The organism is Methylobacterium aquaticum, from assembly GCF_016804325.1.
Taxonomy (GTDB): domain Bacteria; phylum Pseudomonadota; class Alphaproteobacteria; order Rhizobiales; family Beijerinckiaceae; genus Methylobacterium; species Methylobacterium aquaticum_C.
The window spans coordinates 3,068,172-3,086,621 of the sequence record NZ_CP043627.1; the positions used below are offsets into that span (position 1 = coordinate 3,068,172).

The window sequence follows — 18,450 nt, forward strand, 5'->3', positions numbered from 1 at the left end:
ATGTCTGATTATATGCGTCGATTCACGGATGGGACTGGCGATGATGCAGGCCGAGGATGACGGTTTGCGACCGCACGGCACGCCCTCTATTGCGAGGATTGGTGCGCGCTGCGCCGCTTCGCGCGGAGAGGTGCGACAGCCTGGCCGTGCGACCGGCCGCTGACGACCGGCCCCTCATGCATTGGACCGAGGCGTGAATCGCTGAACACCCCACATATCTGCGTATAGCCGACCCCGCGGACAATCCAATGTCCTAGCGGGCGCCTTCGCGCGTCGTCATGCCTGCTCCAGCGTCAATATTGTTCCCTGACCGGTCGCGGGATACACGTCCTGCGTGTGTATCAAATGGCATAATTTCGATCACGATCAATCAAGCCGTGGCAAAGGATCAATGAAGAGCGGATCGTGATGTCATATTGAGGATTGTAACTGTTTTTTGGTCGTGTTAGGACTCAATTCATGGGGAGCAGGCGGATGCGAAGGGGCGGATCGACTGGATCATGCAGTCGAAGTCCCGGCGGTGCCGGTTGCCTCAACAGATCCGGCTCCGGACCCAGGATGAGGCGGCCTGCCGCCGTCACGACCGACGGTCCGCGAGACCCATCCAATAAAAATGATCGACCGTACAGTGGTGGAGGTGAAGCATGTCGACGTCTGCTCTCGTTGATTACGGCCTCGCTTCGCGGGGCCGCAGACCGGTCGAAGTGAGCGAAACCGCGATGGACGCGTTCCAGCCCGAGGAGGAGACCGGACTGAAGCCCGCCATCGCGATCATCGAGCCGCGCCAGCTGGTGCGGGAATGCCTGCGCAACTGCCTCGCCGAGGCGATCCCGGACCACGACGTCGTGACCTTCGCGTCGATCGACGAGTGGGAGCGGGGCAAGGTCGGGCACCGGGACGGCGACCTGGTGGTGCTCTACTACGATCCCCGGGAGGCCGGCCGCGGGGCCGCCCAGCGCGAGGCCGCCCTGCGCTCGCGGATCGGGCCGAATACCAGCCTGGTGCTGCTCTGCGACAGCGAGGATCCGAGTGAGATCGTCGAACGGCTCAACGAGGGCGCCCGCGGCTACATCCCCACCAATGTCAGCCTGAAGGTGGCGATCGAGGCGATGCGCCTGGTGCGGGCCGGCGGCGTGTTCGTGCCGGCGAGCTGCCTTCTGCAGCGCCGCGGCGCCGAGGAGGCGGGGTCCGCCGATCCCCGCAGCCAGTTCACCCCGCGCCAGACCGCGGTGCTGGAGCAGCTCCAGAAGGGCAAGGCGAACAAGATCATCGCCTTCGAGCTCAACATGAAGGAGAGCACCGTCAAGGTCCATGTGCGCAACATCATGCGCAAGGTCGGGGCGACCAACCGGACCGAGGTGGCGATCCGGGCCTTCGAATCCCGGTCCGACATGAAGCTGTGACGCCAGGGGGCGCGGGGGCAGGTCTCCCGCGCGGTCCCGCCCGGGGCGTGAGAGCCATTCCTTTTAAGGTGTCAAATACTTGAATGATCTGCAAAAATTCACTATCGCGCAGCCAAGCTTGATGGTGCGCTCCGGGACCGAAAGTGCTCCCGATACCAGAACGTCGATCGAGAGAAGATGGCGCGTCGACATCTGATAAAATAAATATTATTCACAATAAAAACCACCTTAAAAGGCCTGGGCGTGAGAGCCTGTTCAAGCAGGATTTCCTATAAATGATTTGAGCTAGAGCATTTTCCGATGAAGTGGATACCGGTTCGTCGCAGAAAATGCGGCAAAATCAACGACCTAGAGAGCTTCGCGATTGCAACGCGATCGTGAAGTGCTCTAGGCGAGATCATCTCTTCCTCCAACCTCATCCTGAGGTGCTGCGAAGCAGCCTCGAAGGAGGGCTCCAGGGATCACAGAGGCTTCTGGAAGCCTCCTTCGAGGTCAGTCGATCTCCGATCGCGTGCGATCTCTGATCGCCAACACCTCAGGATGAGGTGGAAGGATGGGATATCCCATGATCCCTCTCAGTTTGGTCGGACCGATCCGCTCAAATAGGCTCTGAGCCCCGGCCATGCTGTCGGTGTTGACCTATCCCTTTTCCCCCTCATTCCGACGACCTGTCTGGTTGGTCTCTGCAGAGTCCGAATTCATCCCGTCATTCCGGGCTCCGCTGGTGCGGCCCCGGAATGACGATGAGTGTGTCAAGACTGTCGGTTAAGTCGAAGAGTCTCCGAGTGATTGCTGCGTCATGTGGACAGCGTCTCACTCCCCCTCCAGCGGCGGCGGCGGGGGCGCCACCCGGGGGCCGGGGCCGCCCGGATGGGCGGCGTCGTTGTTGGTCACCATCGCCAGTACCGACAGGATCCGGTCCTTGTCCGATTGCAGGCGGTCGATCTGCGTCTGGGTGCAGCCCTCCTCCAGATAGGCGATCACCAGGGTGCGGGCGGCGGTGTCGGTGATGTAGCCGCCGAACTCCTGGAACGCCCGGGCGAGGGCCCGCCCCTCCGGAGTGGCGAGGCCGAGGCGGTCGAGCTCGACCTGCGGCGGGATCGCGAACAGCGCCCCCATCGGAATCACGCCGGTATGGGCGTTGTGCCCGCCCCCGTCGGTCGAGGAGGCCGGCCAGACGATGCGGGTCGGGCTCGCCTGGCTGGTGCTCGCCGCCATCGCGACGGCGTGGCGGATCTCGCCGCGCTCGAGCTCGGCTCGGCGCACCAGGCCGCCGACGAGCGAGCCGCCGAAGGCGCGGATGCCCTCCGTGGCGCCCATCGTGGCGGAGATGCCGCTGCCGCGCAGGTCGGTGCGCACGAGGTACTGCGCCGAGTAGAGCTTGCGGGCCGGATCGACGGCGCCGAGCCAGATCTCGTAGGCGTAGCGCCCCTCCGCATCGACCAGCACCGCGTGCCGGTCGGTGCCGCCCAGGAAGGCGAGGCCCGGCGGGGTGCGCAGGGTGAAGCGGCCGCCTCCCGGGCTGCCGCCATGCGGCCACGGCACGGTGGGGGGCGCCCGCGATAGGTCCAGGTCCGCTCCGGATCGTCCGGGCCCTGGCGGTAGATCCCGAAGGCGTGGCCGCCGATCCACGCATAGGCGCCGGCCGGCCCGCCGGCATTCTGGTTGCGCAGGAGCGCCGTCTCGGGCCCGTCGCCGGGCTGGAACGTCGCCCCGCGACCCAGCGGCGTGTTCCAGATGCTCGTCGAGGCGAAGGGCTGCGCGACCGGATCGCGGAACGGCCCCTCCGCCCGGGCGGGGACTCCGATGACGGCGAGGCCGAGGGCGAGGAGGGCGGCGGAACGGGGCATCGGCGCGGATCTCCCGGCGGACAGGGCCGGCAGGGTAGCGGGCTGATAGTGCGCGCGAAGCGTCGCCTTCGGGCGGCCTTCCCTCGACCGGACGGGGCGGTGCCCCCGCCCCTTTCGGCGGAGCCCGCCGCCTTTCTCAGGCCGCGCGCCGACGGATTGTCCCGGTCCGGCCCGGTCGCCCGGACCTTACGATGCCCGGAAGGCGGCCCCGGCCGCGCCCCGGCGAGGATGCGGATCGACCATGACGACAGCCGGTTCGATGCAATGGGTGCTCGCCATCCCCTTCCTGCGGGACGCAGGCGGCGACTGGATTCCCCGCCATGTCGGCGGCCCCCACCGCTTCACGACGGCGCCGGCCCCCTACGACCACGACCGCTCGCGGGCCGTGACCGGCGCGGCGGAATGGTTCGATTACCTGCGCCATGCCTGGGCGGCCTGGCGCCTGGTGCGGGCGGCACCCCGGGGGAGCGCCGGCCTGATGACCGGCTTCCCGCAGCTCGCCGTGACGGCGGCCCTGGTCAAGCGCCTGCTCGGGCGGCGCGACGTGCCCCTGGTCGCCTGGTGCTTCAACCTCGGCCGGACGCCGGGGGCTGGAAGGCGCGCCTCGCGCGCGGCCTGCTGGGCGAGGTCGACGTGTTCGTGGTGCATTCCCGCCGCGAGGTCGCGCTCTACGCCGAGTGGCTCGGCCTGCCCCGCGACCGGTTCGTGTTCGTGCCCCTGTCGATCCACGACGAGCCGCGGGAGACCCGGGAGGACGAGGCCGCGCCCTTCGTGCTCGCCATGGGCTCGGCCAACCGGGATTACGCCACCCTGGCGGCGGCGGTCGCGGCCCTCGGGCTCCCCACCGTGATCGTCGCCGGCGCCCACGCGGTCGCCGGCCTCGACCTCCCGCCCAACGTGACCGTCCGCGGCGGCCTCACCCTCGCCGAGTGCCACGACCTCTGCGGCCGGGCGCGGGTCAACGTCGTGCCCCTGCGCAACACCGCCTTCACCTCGGGCCAGGTCACGGTGCTGGAGGCGATGATGCTGGGAAAGCCCGTCGTGGCGACCCGGGCCGCCGGGACCGAGGATTATGTGATCGAGGGCGAGAACGGCCTCCTGGTGCCGCCGGAGGATCCGGCAGCGCTCGCCGCCGCCATCGCGGCCCTGTGGGACGATCCGTCCGCCCGCGCCCGCCTCGGGAAGGGCGCCCGCCGCACGGTGGCGGAGGGCACCACCTTCCGGGCGGTCGCGCCCGCCATGGCGACGGTGCTGGAGGCGGCGCGGAGGCGGGCGGCGGGTTTGTCCGGCGTCGGGGTGCCGGGGGAGCCGTCGCGGAGCCCGGCGGGTTGAGCGAGGGGCCCGGACGCGTTCCCTGTTTTCCCTCGATGGGATTGTGTACCCTCGCCGTCATTCCGGGGCCGCGAAAGCGGAGCCCGGAATCCAGAACCGCAGGTGACTCAGAAAAAGGCGAACAGCGTTCCGCTTCATTCTGCACCACCAGAGCGTCTGGATTCCGGGCTCCGCTGCGCGGCCCCGGAATGACGTGGAGGGTGTGAGATTCTCTGCGTAGAAAAACCTGAATCGGTCGCAAGACAAATCGCCGGGCTCTCGCCCCGGCGCACCGCCCCTACCCCACCGACGGCCCCTCCCCGGCCCGCTCGGTCCGCACCCATTCCGACCGCCGCCGCAGCGCGAAGCGACCGAGGATCCCGGCCTTGCCGGCGACGAGGCGCGGGACGGCCGCGAGGTCGCGCCAGCGCAGCAGGCCGCCGCCCCAGCGCCGGGCCGCGAGCCCGAAGGCGAGGACGAGGAGGGCGAGGCTGGCCTCCGCGATCAGCAGCGGTCCCGTCCCGCCCCCCAGAGCCCACCAGGCGAGGCCGAGGCCGGTGAGCGCGGCCTCGGCGAGGGCCAGGGTCACCAGGGGCAGCACGCAGAGGTCGAGGGCCATGGCGGCGAGCCGCGCATCGCCCCGGCGCAGGGCGGCGCCGAGAAGTCGGCCGGCATAAGCGGGGATCAGCGAGAGGTGGCCGTGCTCCCAGCGGGTCTGCTGCGCCCGCCGCGCCGCCGCGCCGGCGGGGAGCGCGCTCGTGACCTCGGCCTGCGGGCAGAAGCGGGGCGGATGGCCGGCGAGCGCCAGGTCGAGGCCGAGCTTCAGATCCTCGGCGATGTGGCCGTTGGCCAGCCCGACCGTGCCGAGGAGCCGCGTCGGCACGGCAAAGCCCGTGCCCGAGATGCCGCAGGGCCAGCCGAGGCGGCTCGCGCCCAGCGGCCGGCCGATCTGCTTCAGCACCGTCGCGAAGGTCGCGAGGCGTAGGCCGGAGGAGGCCTGCGGCGGCGGATCGAGGCGGTAGGCCGCCTGGACCGGGCCGTCGAGGGCGGCGCTCAGGCGGGCGATCCGGTCGAGGCCGGCCGGGCTGAAAGAGCAATCGGCATCGACCACCACCAGGGTCTCGGGCAGGCCGGTACGGGCGAGGTGGCGATAGCCGCAATCGAGGGCGTAGCCCTTGCCGCGCCGCGCGGGGTCGTGGCGCTCCACCACCTCGGCCCCCGCCGCCCGGGCGGCCGCCGCGGTGGCGTCGCGGCAATTGTCGGCCACCACCACCAGGCGGTCGCCGGGGGTGAGGCCGGCACGCAAGGTCGCCACCGTGCCGGCGATCTGGCCGGCCTCGTCATGCGCCGGGACCAGCACCGCCAGGGCGGGCCGGCGCGGGCCCAGGGGGGCCGGGCGCAGGGCGGGCAGCGAGGCCAGCACCTGGGCGGTCAGCACCAGGACCGGCACCGCGCCGGCGAGCGCCAGGGTGCAGAGGAGGAGATCGACGAGAGCCATGGGAACGAGAATCCTCCGGTCAAGAATCGTCTGGTCAAGGATCGTCGCCCGGCCGCGCGGGTGCGCAGCCGGGACGGGAAGGATGAAGCGGAGATGAGGATCAGTAGGCCGCCTGCGAGCGGAAGATCTCGCGCAGCGTCATGGCCAGAATGACCAGGTCGAGCAGCAGCGACCAATGCTCGATATAGGCGAGGTCGAGGTCGACCCGGCGCTGCATCGCGGCGGCGTTCGGCGTCTCGCCGCGGCAGCCGCGGACCTGGGCCCAGCCGGTGATGCCCGGCCGCACCGCGTGCCGGTCGGCGTAGCGGGCGACCGTGCCGGTGAACTGCGCGTCATGCGCCACCGCGTGCGGCCGCGGCCCTACCAGGGACATTGAGCCGAGGAGCACGTTCACGAGCTGGGGCAGCTCGTCGAGGCTGGTGCGGCGCAGGATGCGGCCGATGCGGGTCACCCGCGGGTCGTCGCGCCGGGCCTGCCGGACCACGCTGCCGTTCTCGCAGCAGGTCATGGTGCGGAACTTCCACACCCGGAACGGCCGGTTGCCGAGGCCGATGCGGCTCTGGCGAAACAGCACCGGCCCGGGCGAATCGCCCTTGATCAACACGGCGATGACCAGGAGGAGCGGCAGCAGCAGGACGAGGCCGATTGCGGCGCCCACCACGTCGACGGCGCGCTTGACGACCGGGCCCGCCCCGGGCCGGGGCGGCACCGCCGGACGGCTCCGGGCGAGGGCCGGCGCGGCGGCGGCCTCCAAGGCCGGGGCAAGCGTCAAGGGCCCGGCTGTCGGCAGCACCGATGCGCGCAACCCCGGCGACAGGAGGCCCGGGGCGAGCAGGAGCGCGAGCCCGCCGGCCGGCACCGCACCCCCGAGCCCCCTTCCCGGCAAGCCCCCTCCCGTCAGGCCCCCTGCCGTCAGGCCGGTTCCGGCGAGCCCATTACTGCCAAGTTCATCACCACCGCCCACGCGGGATTGCGGTCGTGCCCCACGAGCCATGCGCCGTCTCCACCGTTAACGAGCGGTTAACGATAGGCAGAGGCGCGGCCTTGCAGTCAATTTCACCACAATCGCGCGGGGATATACGTCGCTTCATCTTGGCGTACGCCATTCGGATGCAGGCGCCTTGTGCGACGAAGCGAAGGTGAACAGGGGCGCGGGGGCAAGGCGCTCGGAGGTGGTGCGGTCCCTACCGCTTATTGGGAGGCTGCGCCGTAGGGCCGGACGGCCGAGGCTTTGCGGCATCCACCGTGACGAGCCCGGCACCGTGCCGGCCGGGACGAGAGTTTCCGGGACGAGAAGGCCTGATCCGCATGCGAGCCGCATACCGTCTTCCCGCCTCGCTCCGGCGCGGGCTCCTCCTCGGCGCGATGTGTCTGCCGGCCGGGCTCGCGGGGCGGCAAACGGGCCGCGCCCGGCGCCCGCCGCCCCGCCATCGTCGGTGCCCGTCGCCGCGAGCGGCCCGTCGACCTCCCTTCCCGGCTACGCCCTCGGGCCCCTCGACCGCATCCGGCTGCGGGTGTTCGAGTGGCGGGCGAGCCGCGACGAGATCTTCGCCTGGACCGCGCTCAACGACGAGTTCACCATCGGGGCGGACGGCACCCTGTCCCTGCCGATCATCGGCGACATCCCGGTGGCCGGCCTGCCGACCCGGGAGGTCGGCCGCCTGGTGGCGAAGCGCCTGCGCGACCGGATGGAGCTGGCCGACCCGCCCGACACCGCGGTCGAGATCGCCGTCTACCGGCCGTTCTACATCAGCGGTGCCGTCGACAAGCCGGGCGAATACGCCTTCCGGCCGGGGCTCACGGTGGGCAAGGCGGTGGCGCTGGCCGGCGGACCGCCGCGGGTCACCGATGGCGGGCTGCTGCGCCTGGAGCGCGACGCGATCACCGCGCGCGGCGACCTCGCCGGCCTGCACAAGGACCGCGACCAGCTCGCCCTGCGGCTCGCCCGCCTCGCCGCCGAGCGCGACGACAAGCCGAGGATCGAGCTGCCGAAGGAGCTGACCGGTCGCCCGGATCCGGGCCTGCTCGCGCTCGTCGACCGCGAGACCGCGATCTTCGAGGCCCGCCGCAAGGCACTGGCGACCCAGGTCGACGCCATCGAGGACCTGAAGAAGTTCCTGCGCCAGCAGATCGACGCGCTGAACGGCCAGCTCGCCACCATCGACACCCAGATCAAGCTGATCGCGACCGAGATCCGCAGCAACGAGCAGCTCGCCGAGCGTGGGCTGGCGACGCAGCAGCGCACCATCGCGTCCGGCCGCTCGATGGCCCAGATGGAGAGCGAGAAGCTGCGCACCACCACCGACCTGCTGCGCGCCCGCGAGGCGATCTCGCGGGCCGACCTCTCGATCCTCGACCTGCGCAGCCGCCGCGCCACCGAGGTCACCGCGGAGGCGCGCGACACCCAGCGCCAGCTCGAGCAGCTGAAGCCCCGGATGGAGGTGGCCGAGCGGCTGATCCTCGAGGCCGAGGTCTCGGCCCCGCGCTTCCTCACCGACCGCGCCCAGGCCCGGCGCGCCAAGCCGACCTACCGCGTCAGCCGCCAGACCGGCACGGGCGTGCAGGAGATCGGCGCCGACGAGGCCATGGCGCTGATGCCGGGGGATTCGGTGAGCGTCGAACTGCCCAACATCGACCTGCCGGCGGTGTCCTGGCCGGCGCCGCGGACGGGGGCGATGACGTCGTTGAACTAGCGGGTCGTTGTCTGAGCAGCGACAAAGCCTTTCTTGCCGCGAGAGTATCCATAGATCTCCGCGTCATTCCGGGGCCGCGCAGCGGAGCCCGGAATCCAGAGCCGCGGAGGATTCAGGATAAGCGGACGGCGTTCCGCTCTCTTCTTTATCACCTGAGTGTCTGGATCCCGGGCTCCGCTGCGCGGCCCCGGATGACTCTGTGCGGTGTGACTGTTGCGTCCTTACCAGTAGCGAATCCCTTACCGGATTACCGACCGCGCCACCACGCGACCACCCGCGCCCACTTCGCCTCCAGCCACCGGGCCGCGCGCTCCAGCGACGGCTTCATGCCCGGCAGGTCCTCGCTCAGCAGGGCGAGGCCGAGCGGCAGCATCCACAGGCCGAAGACCGGCAGCACCGCCAGGAAGCCGCCGAGGATCAGCAGGATCGCCGCCGGGATACGCACCCAGCGCCGCGACGGCGCCCGCAGCCAGGCGATCGCATCGCCCACGCGCTTCGGCAGCAGGTCGAGCAGCCGGGCGATGCGGTCGTCCCAGGCCTGCGCCAGCGGGTTCGTGGAGCCTTGCGGGTTCGGCATCGCCGTGGGGACGGGCCGGCGCGTGGTGTCGTCTGTCATCATGGCAAGAAACAAATCAGCAAAGCGGCCGGACGGTTCCCGATCCTCACGCCTGCGAGGCCGCGCCGCATTGCCGAGCCGCCGGGTGCGACCTACCTCCCGCCCCATGGAAGAGACCGGCGGAGCAGGGTGTGGCGCCACCCCGGAGACGGGCACCTTGCAGGTCCGCGTCGTCCAGCGCATCTCCGAGATCGCGGCGGCCGACTGGGACCGCTGCGCCCTCTCGGCCGAATCGCTCGCGGGCGCGGCCGAGAGCCACAACCCCTTCGTCAGCCACGCCTTCCTGTCCTCGCTGGAGGAATCCGCCTGCGTCGGCGGCCGGACCGGCTGGCTGCCCTTGCACGTCGCCGCCGAGCGCGACGGGCAGGTGATCGGCTACGCCCCCTGCTACCTGAAATCCCACTCGCAGGGCGAGTACGTGTTCGATCACGGCTGGGCCGACGCCTTCGAGCGGGCCGGCGGCCGCTACTACCCGAAGCTTCAGGTCAGCGTGCCGTTCACGCCGGTGACCGGCCCGCGCTTCCTGATCGCCCCGGGTGAAGATCCCGAAGAGGCCACCGCCGCCCTGATCGCGGGCCTGCGGGCCCTGCGCAAGCAGGTCGAGGCCTCCTCGATCCACGCGACCTTCCTGCCCGAGGCCCAGGCCGAGCGGGCGGGCGATCTCGGCTTCCTGCGCCGGGTCGACCAGCAGTTCCACTGGGACAATGCGGGCTACGCCACCTTCGACGATTTCCTCGGCGCGCTCGCCTCGCGCAAGCGCAAGGCGATCAAGCGCGAGCGCCGCGACGCGCTGGCCGCCGGGCTCACCATCGAGTGGGTCACCGGCTCGGACCTGACGGAGGCGCATTGGGACGCCTTCTACCGGTTCTACATCGATACCGGCTCGCGCAAATGGGGCCGGCCCTACCTCAACCGGCGCTTCTTCTCGCTCATCGGCGAGCGGATGCCGGAGCGCATCCTTTTGGTGATGGCCAAGCGCGATGGCCAGTACGTCGCCGGCGCCATCAACCTGATCGGCGACCGCGCCCTCTACGGCCGCAACTGGGGCTGCATCGAGGACCATCCCTTCCTGCATTTCGAGGTCTGCTACTACCAGGCGATCGACTTCGCGATCGCCCGCGGCCTCGCCCGGGTCGAGGCGGGGGCGCAAGGCGAGCACAAGCTCGCCCGCGGCTACCGCCCGGTCATCACCCACTCGGCCCACGACATCGCCGACCCGTCCTTGCGCCGGGCCATCGCCGATTACCTCGCCCGCGAGGCCCGCCACGTCGAGGCGGCGGCGGAAGCCCTCGACGAGGCGACGCCGTTCCGCAAGGGCGACGACTGACGGCGCCGTAGCGCCCGGCCCGGCGGGCCGCTACGCTGATCCCACGGGGCCCGGCAAGAGGCTCCGGTTCGGGAGAGACACACCATGCGCATGAGCGAGGGAGGGCGCGGTCGCGCTTCCCGCCGGTTCCTGCTGGGCTGCCTCGGGGTTGCCGCCGCCGCATTCGCCACCCCGGCCCTGGCCGATCAGGCCTTGAGGCCCCGCGGCGGTGAGGCCCTGGCGCCGGCCCGGCCGGAGGAGGTCGGGCTGTCGCCTGAGCGGCTCGGCCGCATCAAGCGGGTCATGGAGGAGGAAGTGGCGGCCGGCCGCCTGCCCGGCGCCGTGGTGATGATCGCCCGGCGCGGCCGCCTCGCCTATGCCGAGAGCGTCGGCTTTCGCGACAAGGCCGCCGGGGCGCCGCTGGCCAAGGACGCGATCTTCCGCATCTACTCGATGACGAAGCCGCTGACCTCGGTCGCCGCCATGACGCTGATGGAGGACGGCCGGCTCCAGCTCACCGACCCGGTCTCGAAATACCTGCCCGAGTTCAAGGACCTGAAGGTCGCGGGCACCCGCCCCAACGCGCTCGGCGAGGCCGCGCCCGATCTGGTGCCGGCGGAACGCGCACCCACGATCCAGGATCTCCTGCGCCACACCGCCGGCCTCGCCTATGGCGAGATCACCACCAACCCGGCGGTGAAGGCGGCCTATGCCAAGGCCGGCCTGTTCAAGCCCGATTTCGACTACAACACCACCGACCTCACCCCGGAAGAATTCACGGCCCGGATCGCCGGCGCGCCGCTCGCCTACCAGCCCGGCACGGTCTGGCAATACAGCCTCGCCGTCGACGTGCTCGGCCGCGTGGTCGAGAAGGCCTCGGGCCAGCGCCTCGGCGACTATCTCGCCGACCGGGTGCTGCGGCCCTTGAAGATGAGCGAGACCGGCTTCTCGGTGCCGGCCGACAAGGCCGGGCGGATCGCCCAGGCGCTGCCGACCGATCCCGCCACCGGCGCGCCGAACCGGCTCATCGACGGCGCGGTGCCGAAGAACGATTCCGGCGGGGCCGGCGGCTACGGCACGGCGGCCGATTACCTGCGCTTCGCGCAAGCCATGCTCGACGGCGGCAGCCTCGACGGCGCCCGGGTGCTCAGCCGCACCAGCGTCGAGTTGATGACCGCCGACCATCTCGGCGACCGGATCAAGCCGGTGGTCGGTCCCGGCGAGTTGCTGATGGGCGTGCCCGGCTACACCTTCGGCCTCGGCTTCATGGTGCGCAAGGATGCCGGCATCGCCGGCGTGCCGGGCTCCAAGGGCGAGTTTATGTGGGCGGGCTATGCCGGCACGTTCTTCTGGGTCGATCCCAAGGAGGATCTGGCGGTGGTGATGATGACCCAGGCCCCGGACCGAGCCGGGCCTTCTACCGGCGCGAGATCAAGCAGCTCGTCTACGGCGCCATCGCCGATTGAACCGTTCGGGGGCGCGGAAAGCCATGCATTCGCGCCCCTGGACTCGCGAGTGACGACACCGGAGGATGCGCGCCGTCCGGCCCGCCTCCCGGGTCGCAATCCGGAGCGTCTTCGCCGCATGTCCCCGATCGACCGCATCGCCGCCGACCTCGACGCGCTCACCGCCATCCGGCGCGATTTCCACGCCCATCCCGAGCTCGGCTTCGAGGAGGTGCGCACCTCCGGCATCGTGGCGGACAAGCTCGCCTCCTGGGGCATCGAGGTGCATCGCGAGATCGGCCGCACCGGCGTCGTCGGGGTGCTGAAGGGCCGCGGCACCAGCACGCGCCGCATCGGGTTGCGCGCCGACATGGACGCCCTGCCGATCGAAGAGGCGACCAACCTTCCCTATCGCTCGACGGTGCCGGGCAAGATGCACGCCTGCGGGCATGACGGCCACACCACGATGCTGCTCGGTGCCGCCAAGTACCTCGCCGAGACCCGCGACTTCGACGGCACCGCGGTGTTCATCTTCCAGCCCGCCGAAGAGGGCCTGGGCGGCGCCCGCGCCATGCTGGCCGACGGGCTGTTCTCGCGCTTCCCCTGCGACGAGGTCTACGGCCTGCACAACAACCCGAGCGGGCGGAGCGGCGAGCTCTCGGTGCGGCCGGGCCCGGCCATGGCGGCGGCGGACTTCTTCGACATCCGCATCGTCGGCCGCGGCGCCCACGGGGCGCAGCCCAATCGCGGCATCGACCCGGTGGTGGTCCAGGCCGCCCTGGTCCAGGCGCTCCAGACCATCGTCAGCCGCAACGCCGACCCGCTGCAATCGGCGGTCCTGTCGATCACCCAGGTCCATGCCGGGGCGGCCTACAACGTGATCCCGGAGGAGGCCCACCTCGCCGGCACGGTCCGCACCTTCGACGACGACATCCGGGCCCTCGTCGCCAGGCGCATGCGCGAGATCTGCGCCGGCGTGGCGGCGACCTTCGGCGCCGAGATCACGGTCGAGATCCGCGACATCTTCTCGGTCCTGCGCAACAGCGAGGACCAGACCCGCGCCGCCGCCGAGATCGCCACCGAGTTGTTCGGCGCCGCCAAGGTCGACACCGCACCGGAGCCCAAGATGGGCAGCGAGGATTTTGCCGACATGCTGCACGCCGTGCCCGGCGCCTATGCCTGGCTCGGGGGCAAGGCCGGGGCGAACCTGCACAACGCGGCCTACGACTTCGACGACGCGATCATCCCCCTCGGCGCGGCCTATCTGGCGCGGCTGGTCGAGCGGCGCTCGGCGGCGGCCGCCGCTTGAGAGCGGAGTACACGACACCGGCGCAAAGCCCGCGATTGTCAGGCTTTTTCCATCCGCAACCTCATACTGAGGTGTCATACCAACGGTCGTTGGAAACGACCTTTGGTTCCGTTCTCGAATTTTCGTCAAGCCTCTGGCTTGGCATGGAAAATTCGAGATGGCTCAATGGCCCGATGCGTCAGCATCTTGGGCCATTGGTGTCAGTCCATCCTTGATGGACTGACCTCGAAGGAGGGCTCCAGACGCCGCTGCGATTCCTGGAGGCCTCCTTCGAGGCTCCGCGATCTTCGATCGCTCCACACCTCGGGATGAGGTCGCGGGTGGGAAGGGTCGGCGACGCTGGGAGCGGTTTCTGTCGTGTGCCGTGTCGAAGCGCGATCGGGAACTGCTCTGGAAGCGGTTTCGATCGCGCGGCGGGTCGGGTAAGGGGCTCGGCCACGCCGCGCAAGGCTCCAGGGACCCGTGCGATGACCGAGACCGCCTACGACCCCCAGAACATCTTCGGCAAGATCCTGCGGGGCGAGATCCCCTGCCACAAAGTCTACGAGAACGAGCACGTCGTCGCGTTCATGGACGTGATGCCCCAGGCCGACGGCCATACCCTGGTGGTGCCCAAGACCCCGAGCCGCAACCTCCTCGACGCGGATCCCGCCACGCTCGGCCACCTCTACGCCGCGGTCCAGACCGTGGCCCGGGCCGCCAGGGCGGCCTTCGCGGCGGACGGCGTCGCGGTCTACCAGTACAACGAGGCGGCGGCCGGCCAGACCGTGTTCCACCTCCACGTCCACGTCCTGCCCCGGCACGAGGGCGTGGCGCCGCGCCGCCACGTCGACGGCATGGCCGATCCGGCTCTGCTGGCCCAGCATGCGGAGCGGATCCGGGCGGCGCTCGAGGGCTGACGCGCCGGCTCTCCCGGGGCGACGTCGTCGCGCCGGGTCCTCGACCCCCCCCACCAACGAGAAAAGCCGCCCTCGCGGGCGGCTTTCCGGAAAACACTCGGTTCTCAGCGTCGCGTAAGATCAGCGCGAGTAGAACTCGATGACCAGGTTCGGCTCCATCTGCACCGGGTACGGGACCTCGGACAGGGTCGGCACGCGGGTCATGCGGGCGGTCATCTTGCCGTGGTCGACCTCGATGTAGTCGGGCACGTCGCGCTCGGCGAGCTGGCTCGCCACGAGGACGATCTCGAGCTGCTTGGAGGATTCCTTGATCTCGATCACGTCGTCGGGCTTGACGAGGTAGCTCGGGATGTTGACGCGCACGCCGTTCACCCGGATGTGGCCGTGGTTCACGAACTGGCGGGCGGCGAACGGGGTCGCCACGAACTTCGAGCGGTAGACCACCGCGTCGAGGCGGCGCTCGAGCAGGCCGACCAGGTTCTCGCCCGAGTCGCCGCGCAGGCGGATCGCCTCGGCGTAGTAACGGCGGAACTGCTTCTCGGTGATGTTGCCGTAGTAGCCCTTGAGCTTCTGCTTGGCGCGCAGCTGCGTGCCGAAGTCGGACATCTTGCCCTTGCGGCGCTGGCCGTGCTGGCCCGGGCCGTACTCGCGGCGGTTCACGGGGCTCTTCGGGCGGCCCCAGATGTTCTGGCCCATGCGGCGATCGAGCTTGTGCTTCGCCTGAACGCGTTTCGACATCGCGTGTCCTCTAGAAATGCATCACGTAGGAGAGGAACGCGCCCTCCTCCCCCGTAAACCGGGGCGACAGAGCGGCCGTGACGAGCCGCTCGCGGGTGCGCAAAATGTTTCGGGGCCCCGAACCGGAGCCCCGCGAACCGGGCGCTCTTAGGCGACAAAGCTTACTTGGTCAAGAGTCCGGGGCCGGGCCGGAACCGCGCCTCGGCGTCCGAATCCCGGCCGCCTAAGATCGAGACGTGGTCGCCCGGCACCTCGACGAACTCGGCTTTGGCCGCGCGCGCGAGGCGGGCGCCGTACTTGGCTGGGATCACCGGATCGGCATCGCCGTGGACGATCAGGACCGGCACCGGGACGCTGCCGATGATCCGGTCGGAGTGCCAGGTGTTCGACAGGAGGCCCGCCGGCAGGAGCCGGAAATGGTGGCGCGCCATCGCGGTCATCGAGTCGAACGGCGCTTCGAGGTACAGGCCAAGCACGCTCGCCGCACCTGCCCGGGCCGCCACCGCGACGGCGACCGCGGCCCCTAAGGAGTGCCCGTGCAGCAGCACCGGCGCCCCCGGCGCGAGGCGGCGCGCCTCCGCCAAGGCCGCGAGCCCGTCGGCGATCAGGCCGGCCTCGCTCGGGCTCCCCGTCGAGCCCGGATAACCGCGATAGGCCGGCGCCATCACGCCCCACCCTCGCGCCCGCCAGGGTCCGGCGGCGAAGCGCTCGGCGTGCCATTCGGGCAGCGACGCGTTGCCGTGGAAGGTCACCACCATGCCGGCGCCGCGGGCCGGCGGCAGCCAGAGGGCGCGCAGGCGCTCGCCGTCCGGCGTCGGGACGGTGATCGTCCGGAGATCGGGCGGCAGCCGGGCGCCCGTCGCCGGGACCGGACCGCCCTGCCCCGGATAGAGGAGGCCGCGCTGGAACCACCAGAACGCCGCCACCACGGCGCCGTAGAGGGCGAGGACGACGAGCAGCAGGCCGAGGGCCACCCGCATCACGGTCACGGCGCTCGAGCCTTACTGGAGGACGAGCGGCATCGCCTCGACGGCGAGTTCGGCCAAGCCCCGGTCGCCGAGCGCCGCGCGCAGGGCCGGCGTCAGCCGGTCGCCGGAGGTGAAGGCGGCGAGCACCGGGCCGGGCACGTCGTCTCCCAATCCGCGGGCGGGGCCGCCGATCAGCTGGGTCATGCGCCGGGCGATCGCCGGGGCGGGGTCGATCCAGGTCACCGGCCAGGGCGCGATCGCCTGGTAGCGGGACAGCAGCAGCGGGTAATGGGTGCAGGCGAGCACGACCACGTCGGTGCGCCCCACCTCGCCCTCGACGAAGCAGGGCCCGATCTCGGCCCAGAGGGCGGCATCCGAGACCGGCAGGCCCGACAAGGCCGCCTCGGCGAGCGCCGCCAGCCCCGTCGCCCCGACGAGGGTGACCCGGCAGCCCGCCGCGTAGGTGTCGATCAGCTCGCGGGTGTAGTCGCGCCGCACGGTCCCGGGTGTCGCGAGCACGCTGACGAGGCCGGAACGGGTCGCGGCCGCCGCCGGCTTGATCGGCGGCACGGTGCCGACGAACGGGATGTCGAAGCGCTGCCGCAGGGCCGGCAGGACCAGGGTCGAGGCGGTGTTGCAGGCCACCACGACGAGGTCGGGGGCATGGACCGTGATCAGCCGCTCCATGACGGCCAGCACGCGGGCCACCAGCACCGGCTCGGCGAGGCCGCCATACGGAAAGGCGGCGTCGTCGGCGGCGTAGACTACCCGGGCATCGGGCCGGGCGCGCCGCACCTCGGAGAGCACCGTGAGGCCGCCGAGGCCGGAATCGAACACGAGGACCACCGGGGCACGGGTGATCGGCGCCGGGGGCGCCGCGGCTGTGCCGGCCATCAGATCGAACCGCATGGGAGGTTTTGACCGAGAGGGAAGGAAGGTTGCCGGCGAGAGTCCGGCGCGATCGTTAAGGCTTGGTCACTGCGGCGGCAAAAAGGCCCCGCTTCTCCCGCGACGCACACGCGGCCGGATCGGCGCCCGCCTCAAGCTGCGCGGTAACGCCGCGCTGGAGAAACGGATACTCCTGACCAACGTTGATCGTGAACGATCCGTCTACCCATGAGGGATGATCCGATGGCAGCGACCGCGACCGCGCAGGTCCTCGACATGCCCCATGACGCGCGTCATGACGCGCGCCCCGCCTTTCCTCCGCCGCCCGCCGATGCCCGCCCGGTCGACCGGGGCGCCTGGATCGCGGCCTTCCGCCATGTGCGCGACGAGACCGAGCGCCGCGCCGCGCCGCTCTCGCCGGAGGACCAGCAGGTCCAGTCGATGCCGGATGCGAGCCCGACCAAGTGGCACCGCGCCCATACGACCTGGTTCTTCGAGCAGTTCCTGCTGAAGGAGCGGGTGCCGGGCTACACCGTCTTCGACGAGCGCTACTTCTACCTGTTCAATTCCTACTACGTGCAGGCGGGCCCCCGCGCCCCGCGGATCAGCCGCGGCCTCGTCACCCGGCCGACCTGCGACGAGGTCGCGGCCTACCGGGTTCATGTCGACCGCCGGGTCGCCGACCTGATCGCGAATGCCCCCGAGGGGCAGATCGCGGAGATCGTCGCGGTGGTGGAGATCGGCCTGCACCACGAGCAGCAGCATCAGGAGCTGATGCTCACCGACATCCTGCACGCCTTCGCCCAGAACCCGCTGCACCCGGCCTATGACGAGGGCTGGCGCTGGCCCGCCCTGTCGCAGCGGCCGGGCCGGGTGGCGCTCGATGGCGGTGTGACCCAGATGGGGCACGCGGGCTCCGGCTTCCACTTCGACAACGAGGAGCCGCGCCACGACGTGCTGCTGCGGCCGGTCGAGATCGACCGCGCCCTCGTCACCAACGGCGAGTGGCTCGAATTCATGCAGGATGGCGGCTACGCCAGGCCGGAACTGTGGCTCTCCGACGGGTTCGTGGCCGTCCAGACCGAGGGCTGGGAGGCGCCGGGCTACTGGCGGCAACGCGACGGCGTGTGGTCGAGCATGACGCTCGCCGGCGTGAAGCCCGTCGATCCGGCCATGCCGGTGACCCATGTGAGCTACTACGAGGCCGACGCCTTCGCCCGCTGGGCCGGCCGCGACCTGCCGACCGAGGCCGAGTGGGAAGCGGCCAGCGGCTCCCTCGATGCCGGGTTCGGCCATGTCTGGCAATGGACCCGCAGCGCCTATTCCGCCTATCCGGGCTACCGGCCGCTGCCGGGCGCGCTCGGCGAGTACAACGGCAAGTTCATGGTCAGCCAGTTCGTGCTGCGCGGGTCCTCGGTGGCGACGCCCCAGGGCCACAGCCGGCCGACCTATCGGAACTTCTTCTATCCCCACCAGCGCTGGCAGTTCACGGGCCTGCGTCTATCTCGATACCAAGCCTGAGGCGC

The 18,450-nt window shown here is 70.8% G+C and carries 14 protein-coding genes and 1 pseudogene; 8 read left to right on the plus strand and 7 right to left on the minus strand.

Going from position 1 to position 18,450, the window contains the following annotated elements:
- Positions 1–719 precede the first annotated feature (719 nt).
- Entirely contained in the window at positions 720–1,403 is a 684-nt protein-coding gene (locus F1D61_RS13950; protein WP_203158526.1) for a LuxR C-terminal-related transcriptional regulator, read from the plus strand.
- 813 nt (positions 1,404–2,216) lie between these two features.
- On the opposite strand, the gene F1D61_RS13955 is transcribed toward F1D61_RS13950, so the two are convergent.
- A complete protein-coding gene (locus F1D61_RS13955; RefSeq protein ID WP_203158527.1) occupies positions 2,217–2,948 on the minus strand; it encodes a hypothetical protein in 732 nt (243 codons plus the stop codon).
- A gap of 866 nt (positions 2,949–3,814) precedes the next feature.
- Here F1D61_RS13955 and F1D61_RS13960 point away from each other — a divergent pair.
- Positions 3,815–4,585, plus strand: coding sequence for a glycosyltransferase (locus F1D61_RS13960; protein ID WP_203158528.1), 771 nt, complete (start codon positions 3,815–3,817; stop codon positions 4,583–4,585).
- A gap of 277 nt (positions 4,586–4,862) precedes the next feature.
- Here F1D61_RS13960 and F1D61_RS13965 read toward each other — a convergent pair whose 3' ends face one another.
- Complete coding sequence (locus tag F1D61_RS13965) at positions 4,863–6,062, minus strand: glycosyltransferase family 2 protein (protein WP_203158529.1); 1,200 nt, start codon at positions 6,060–6,062, stop codon at positions 4,863–4,865.
- A gap of 100 nt (positions 6,063–6,162) precedes the next feature.
- Positions 6,163–6,948: an exopolysaccharide biosynthesis polyprenyl glycosylphosphotransferase gene (locus F1D61_RS13970; RefSeq protein WP_246775880.1), complete on the minus strand. Its 786-nt coding sequence runs from the start codon at positions 6,946–6,948 to the stop codon at positions 6,163–6,165.
- Between the two features lie 550 nt (positions 6,949–7,498).
- Here F1D61_RS13970 and F1D61_RS13975 point away from each other — a divergent pair.
- Positions 7,499–8,755 carry a polysaccharide biosynthesis/export family protein gene (locus tag F1D61_RS13975; protein WP_203158531.1) on the plus strand — a complete coding sequence of 419 codons (1,257 nt, stop codon included), beginning with the start codon at positions 7,499–7,501 and terminating at the stop codon, positions 8,753–8,755.
- Between the two features lie 247 nt (positions 8,756–9,002).
- Here the strand turns inward: F1D61_RS13975 and F1D61_RS13980 are convergent, their stop codons facing one another.
- Positions 9,003–9,332, minus strand: coding sequence for a hypothetical protein (locus tag F1D61_RS13980; RefSeq protein ID WP_203159069.1), 330 nt, complete (start codon positions 9,330–9,332; stop codon positions 9,003–9,005).
- 145 nt (positions 9,333–9,477) lie between these two features.
- On the opposite strand from F1D61_RS13980, the gene F1D61_RS13985 reads away from it, so the two are divergent.
- The 4 genes and pseudogenes from F1D61_RS13985 to F1D61_RS14000 all read left to right on the plus strand — a co-directional run bounded on the left by F1D61_RS13985 (position 9,478) and on the right by F1D61_RS14000 (position 14,330).
- Positions 9,478–10,698, plus strand: a complete 1,221-nt coding sequence (locus F1D61_RS13985; protein WP_203158532.1) for a GNAT family N-acetyltransferase — start codon at positions 9,478–9,480, stop codon at positions 10,696–10,698.
- Positions 10,699–11,025: 327 nt separating this feature from the next.
- A pseudogene (locus tag F1D61_RS13990) lies at positions 11,026–12,027 on the plus strand (serine hydrolase domain-containing protein); the annotation flags it as partial.
- 234 nt (positions 12,028–12,261) lie between these two features.
- Positions 12,262–13,431: a M20 aminoacylase family protein gene (locus F1D61_RS13995; protein ID WP_203158533.1), complete on the plus strand. Its 1,170-nt coding sequence runs from the start codon at positions 12,262–12,264 to the stop codon at positions 13,429–13,431.
- A 467-nt stretch (positions 13,432–13,898) separates the two neighbouring features.
- Entirely contained in the window at positions 13,899–14,330 is a 432-nt protein-coding gene (locus F1D61_RS14000) for an HIT family protein (RefSeq protein WP_203158534.1), read from the plus strand.
- A 120-nt stretch (positions 14,331–14,450) separates the two neighbouring features.
- Here the strand turns inward: F1D61_RS14000 and rpsD are convergent, their stop codons facing one another.
- From rpsD to murI, 3 genes are all read right to left on the minus strand, one after another.
- Positions 14,451–15,068 (minus strand): 30S ribosomal protein S4, encoded by a 618-nt coding sequence (gene rpsD, locus F1D61_RS14005; RefSeq protein ID WP_048430210.1) that lies wholly within the window; start codon positions 15,066–15,068, stop codon positions 14,451–14,453.
- 161 nt (positions 15,069–15,229) lie between these two features.
- Positions 15,230–16,048: an alpha/beta hydrolase gene (locus F1D61_RS14010; protein ID WP_203159070.1), complete on the minus strand. Its 819-nt coding sequence runs from the start codon at positions 16,046–16,048 to the stop codon at positions 15,230–15,232.
- 21 nt (positions 16,049–16,069) lie between these two features.
- Positions 16,070–16,945 carry a glutamate racemase gene (gene murI, locus F1D61_RS14015; RefSeq protein WP_203158535.1) on the minus strand — a complete coding sequence of 292 codons (876 nt, stop codon included), beginning with the start codon at positions 16,943–16,945 and terminating at the stop codon, positions 16,070–16,072.
- 222 nt (positions 16,946–17,167) lie between these two features.
- Here murI and egtB point away from each other — a divergent pair, with 222 nt between their 5' ends.
- Positions 17,168–18,445 carry an ergothioneine biosynthesis protein EgtB gene (egtB, locus tag F1D61_RS14020; RefSeq protein ID WP_203158536.1) on the plus strand — a complete coding sequence of 426 codons (1,278 nt, stop codon included), beginning with the start codon at positions 17,168–17,170 and terminating at the stop codon, positions 18,443–18,445.
- Positions 18,446–18,450: the final 5 nt, after the last annotated feature.

What these genes read in the sequence shown, in the direction of transcription:
- F1D61_RS13950 (WP_203158526.1), top strand. Translation starts at nt 720, where the DNA reads ATGGACGCGTTCCAGCCCGAGGAGGAGACCGGACTGAAGCCCGCCATC.
- F1D61_RS13965 (WP_203158529.1), bottom strand. Translation starts at nt 6,062, where the DNA reads ATGGCTCTCGTCGATCTCCTCCTCTGCACCCTGGCGCTCGCCGGCGCG.
- F1D61_RS13980 (WP_203159069.1), bottom strand. Translation starts at nt 9,332, where the DNA reads ATGCCGAACCCGCAAGGCTCCACGAACCCGCTGGCGCAGGCCTGGGAC.
- F1D61_RS13985 (WP_203158532.1), top strand. Translation starts at nt 9,478, where the DNA reads ATGGAAGAGACCGGCGGAGCAGGGTGTGGCGCCACCCCGGAGACGGGC.
- F1D61_RS13995 (WP_203158533.1), top strand. Translation starts at nt 12,262, where the DNA reads ATGTCCCCGATCGACCGCATCGCCGCCGACCTCGACGCGCTCACCGCC.
- F1D61_RS14000 (WP_203158534.1), top strand. Translation starts at nt 13,899, where the DNA reads ATGACCGAGACCGCCTACGACCCCCAGAACATCTTCGGCAAGATCCTG.
- rpsD (WP_048430210.1), bottom strand. Translation starts at nt 15,068, where the DNA reads ATGTCGAAACGCGTTCAGGCGAAGCACAAGCTCGATCGCCGCATGGGC.
- F1D61_RS14010 (WP_203159070.1), bottom strand. Translation starts at nt 16,048, where the DNA reads ATGCGGGTGGCCCTCGGCCTGCTGCTCGTCGTCCTCGCCCTCTACGGC.
- murI (WP_203158535.1), bottom strand. Translation starts at nt 16,945, where the DNA reads ATGCGGTTCGATCTGATGGCCGGCACAGCCGCGGCGCCCCCGGCGCCG.
- egtB (WP_203158536.1), top strand. Translation starts at nt 17,168, where the DNA reads ATGGCAGCGACCGCGACCGCGCAGGTCCTCGACATGCCCCATGACGCG.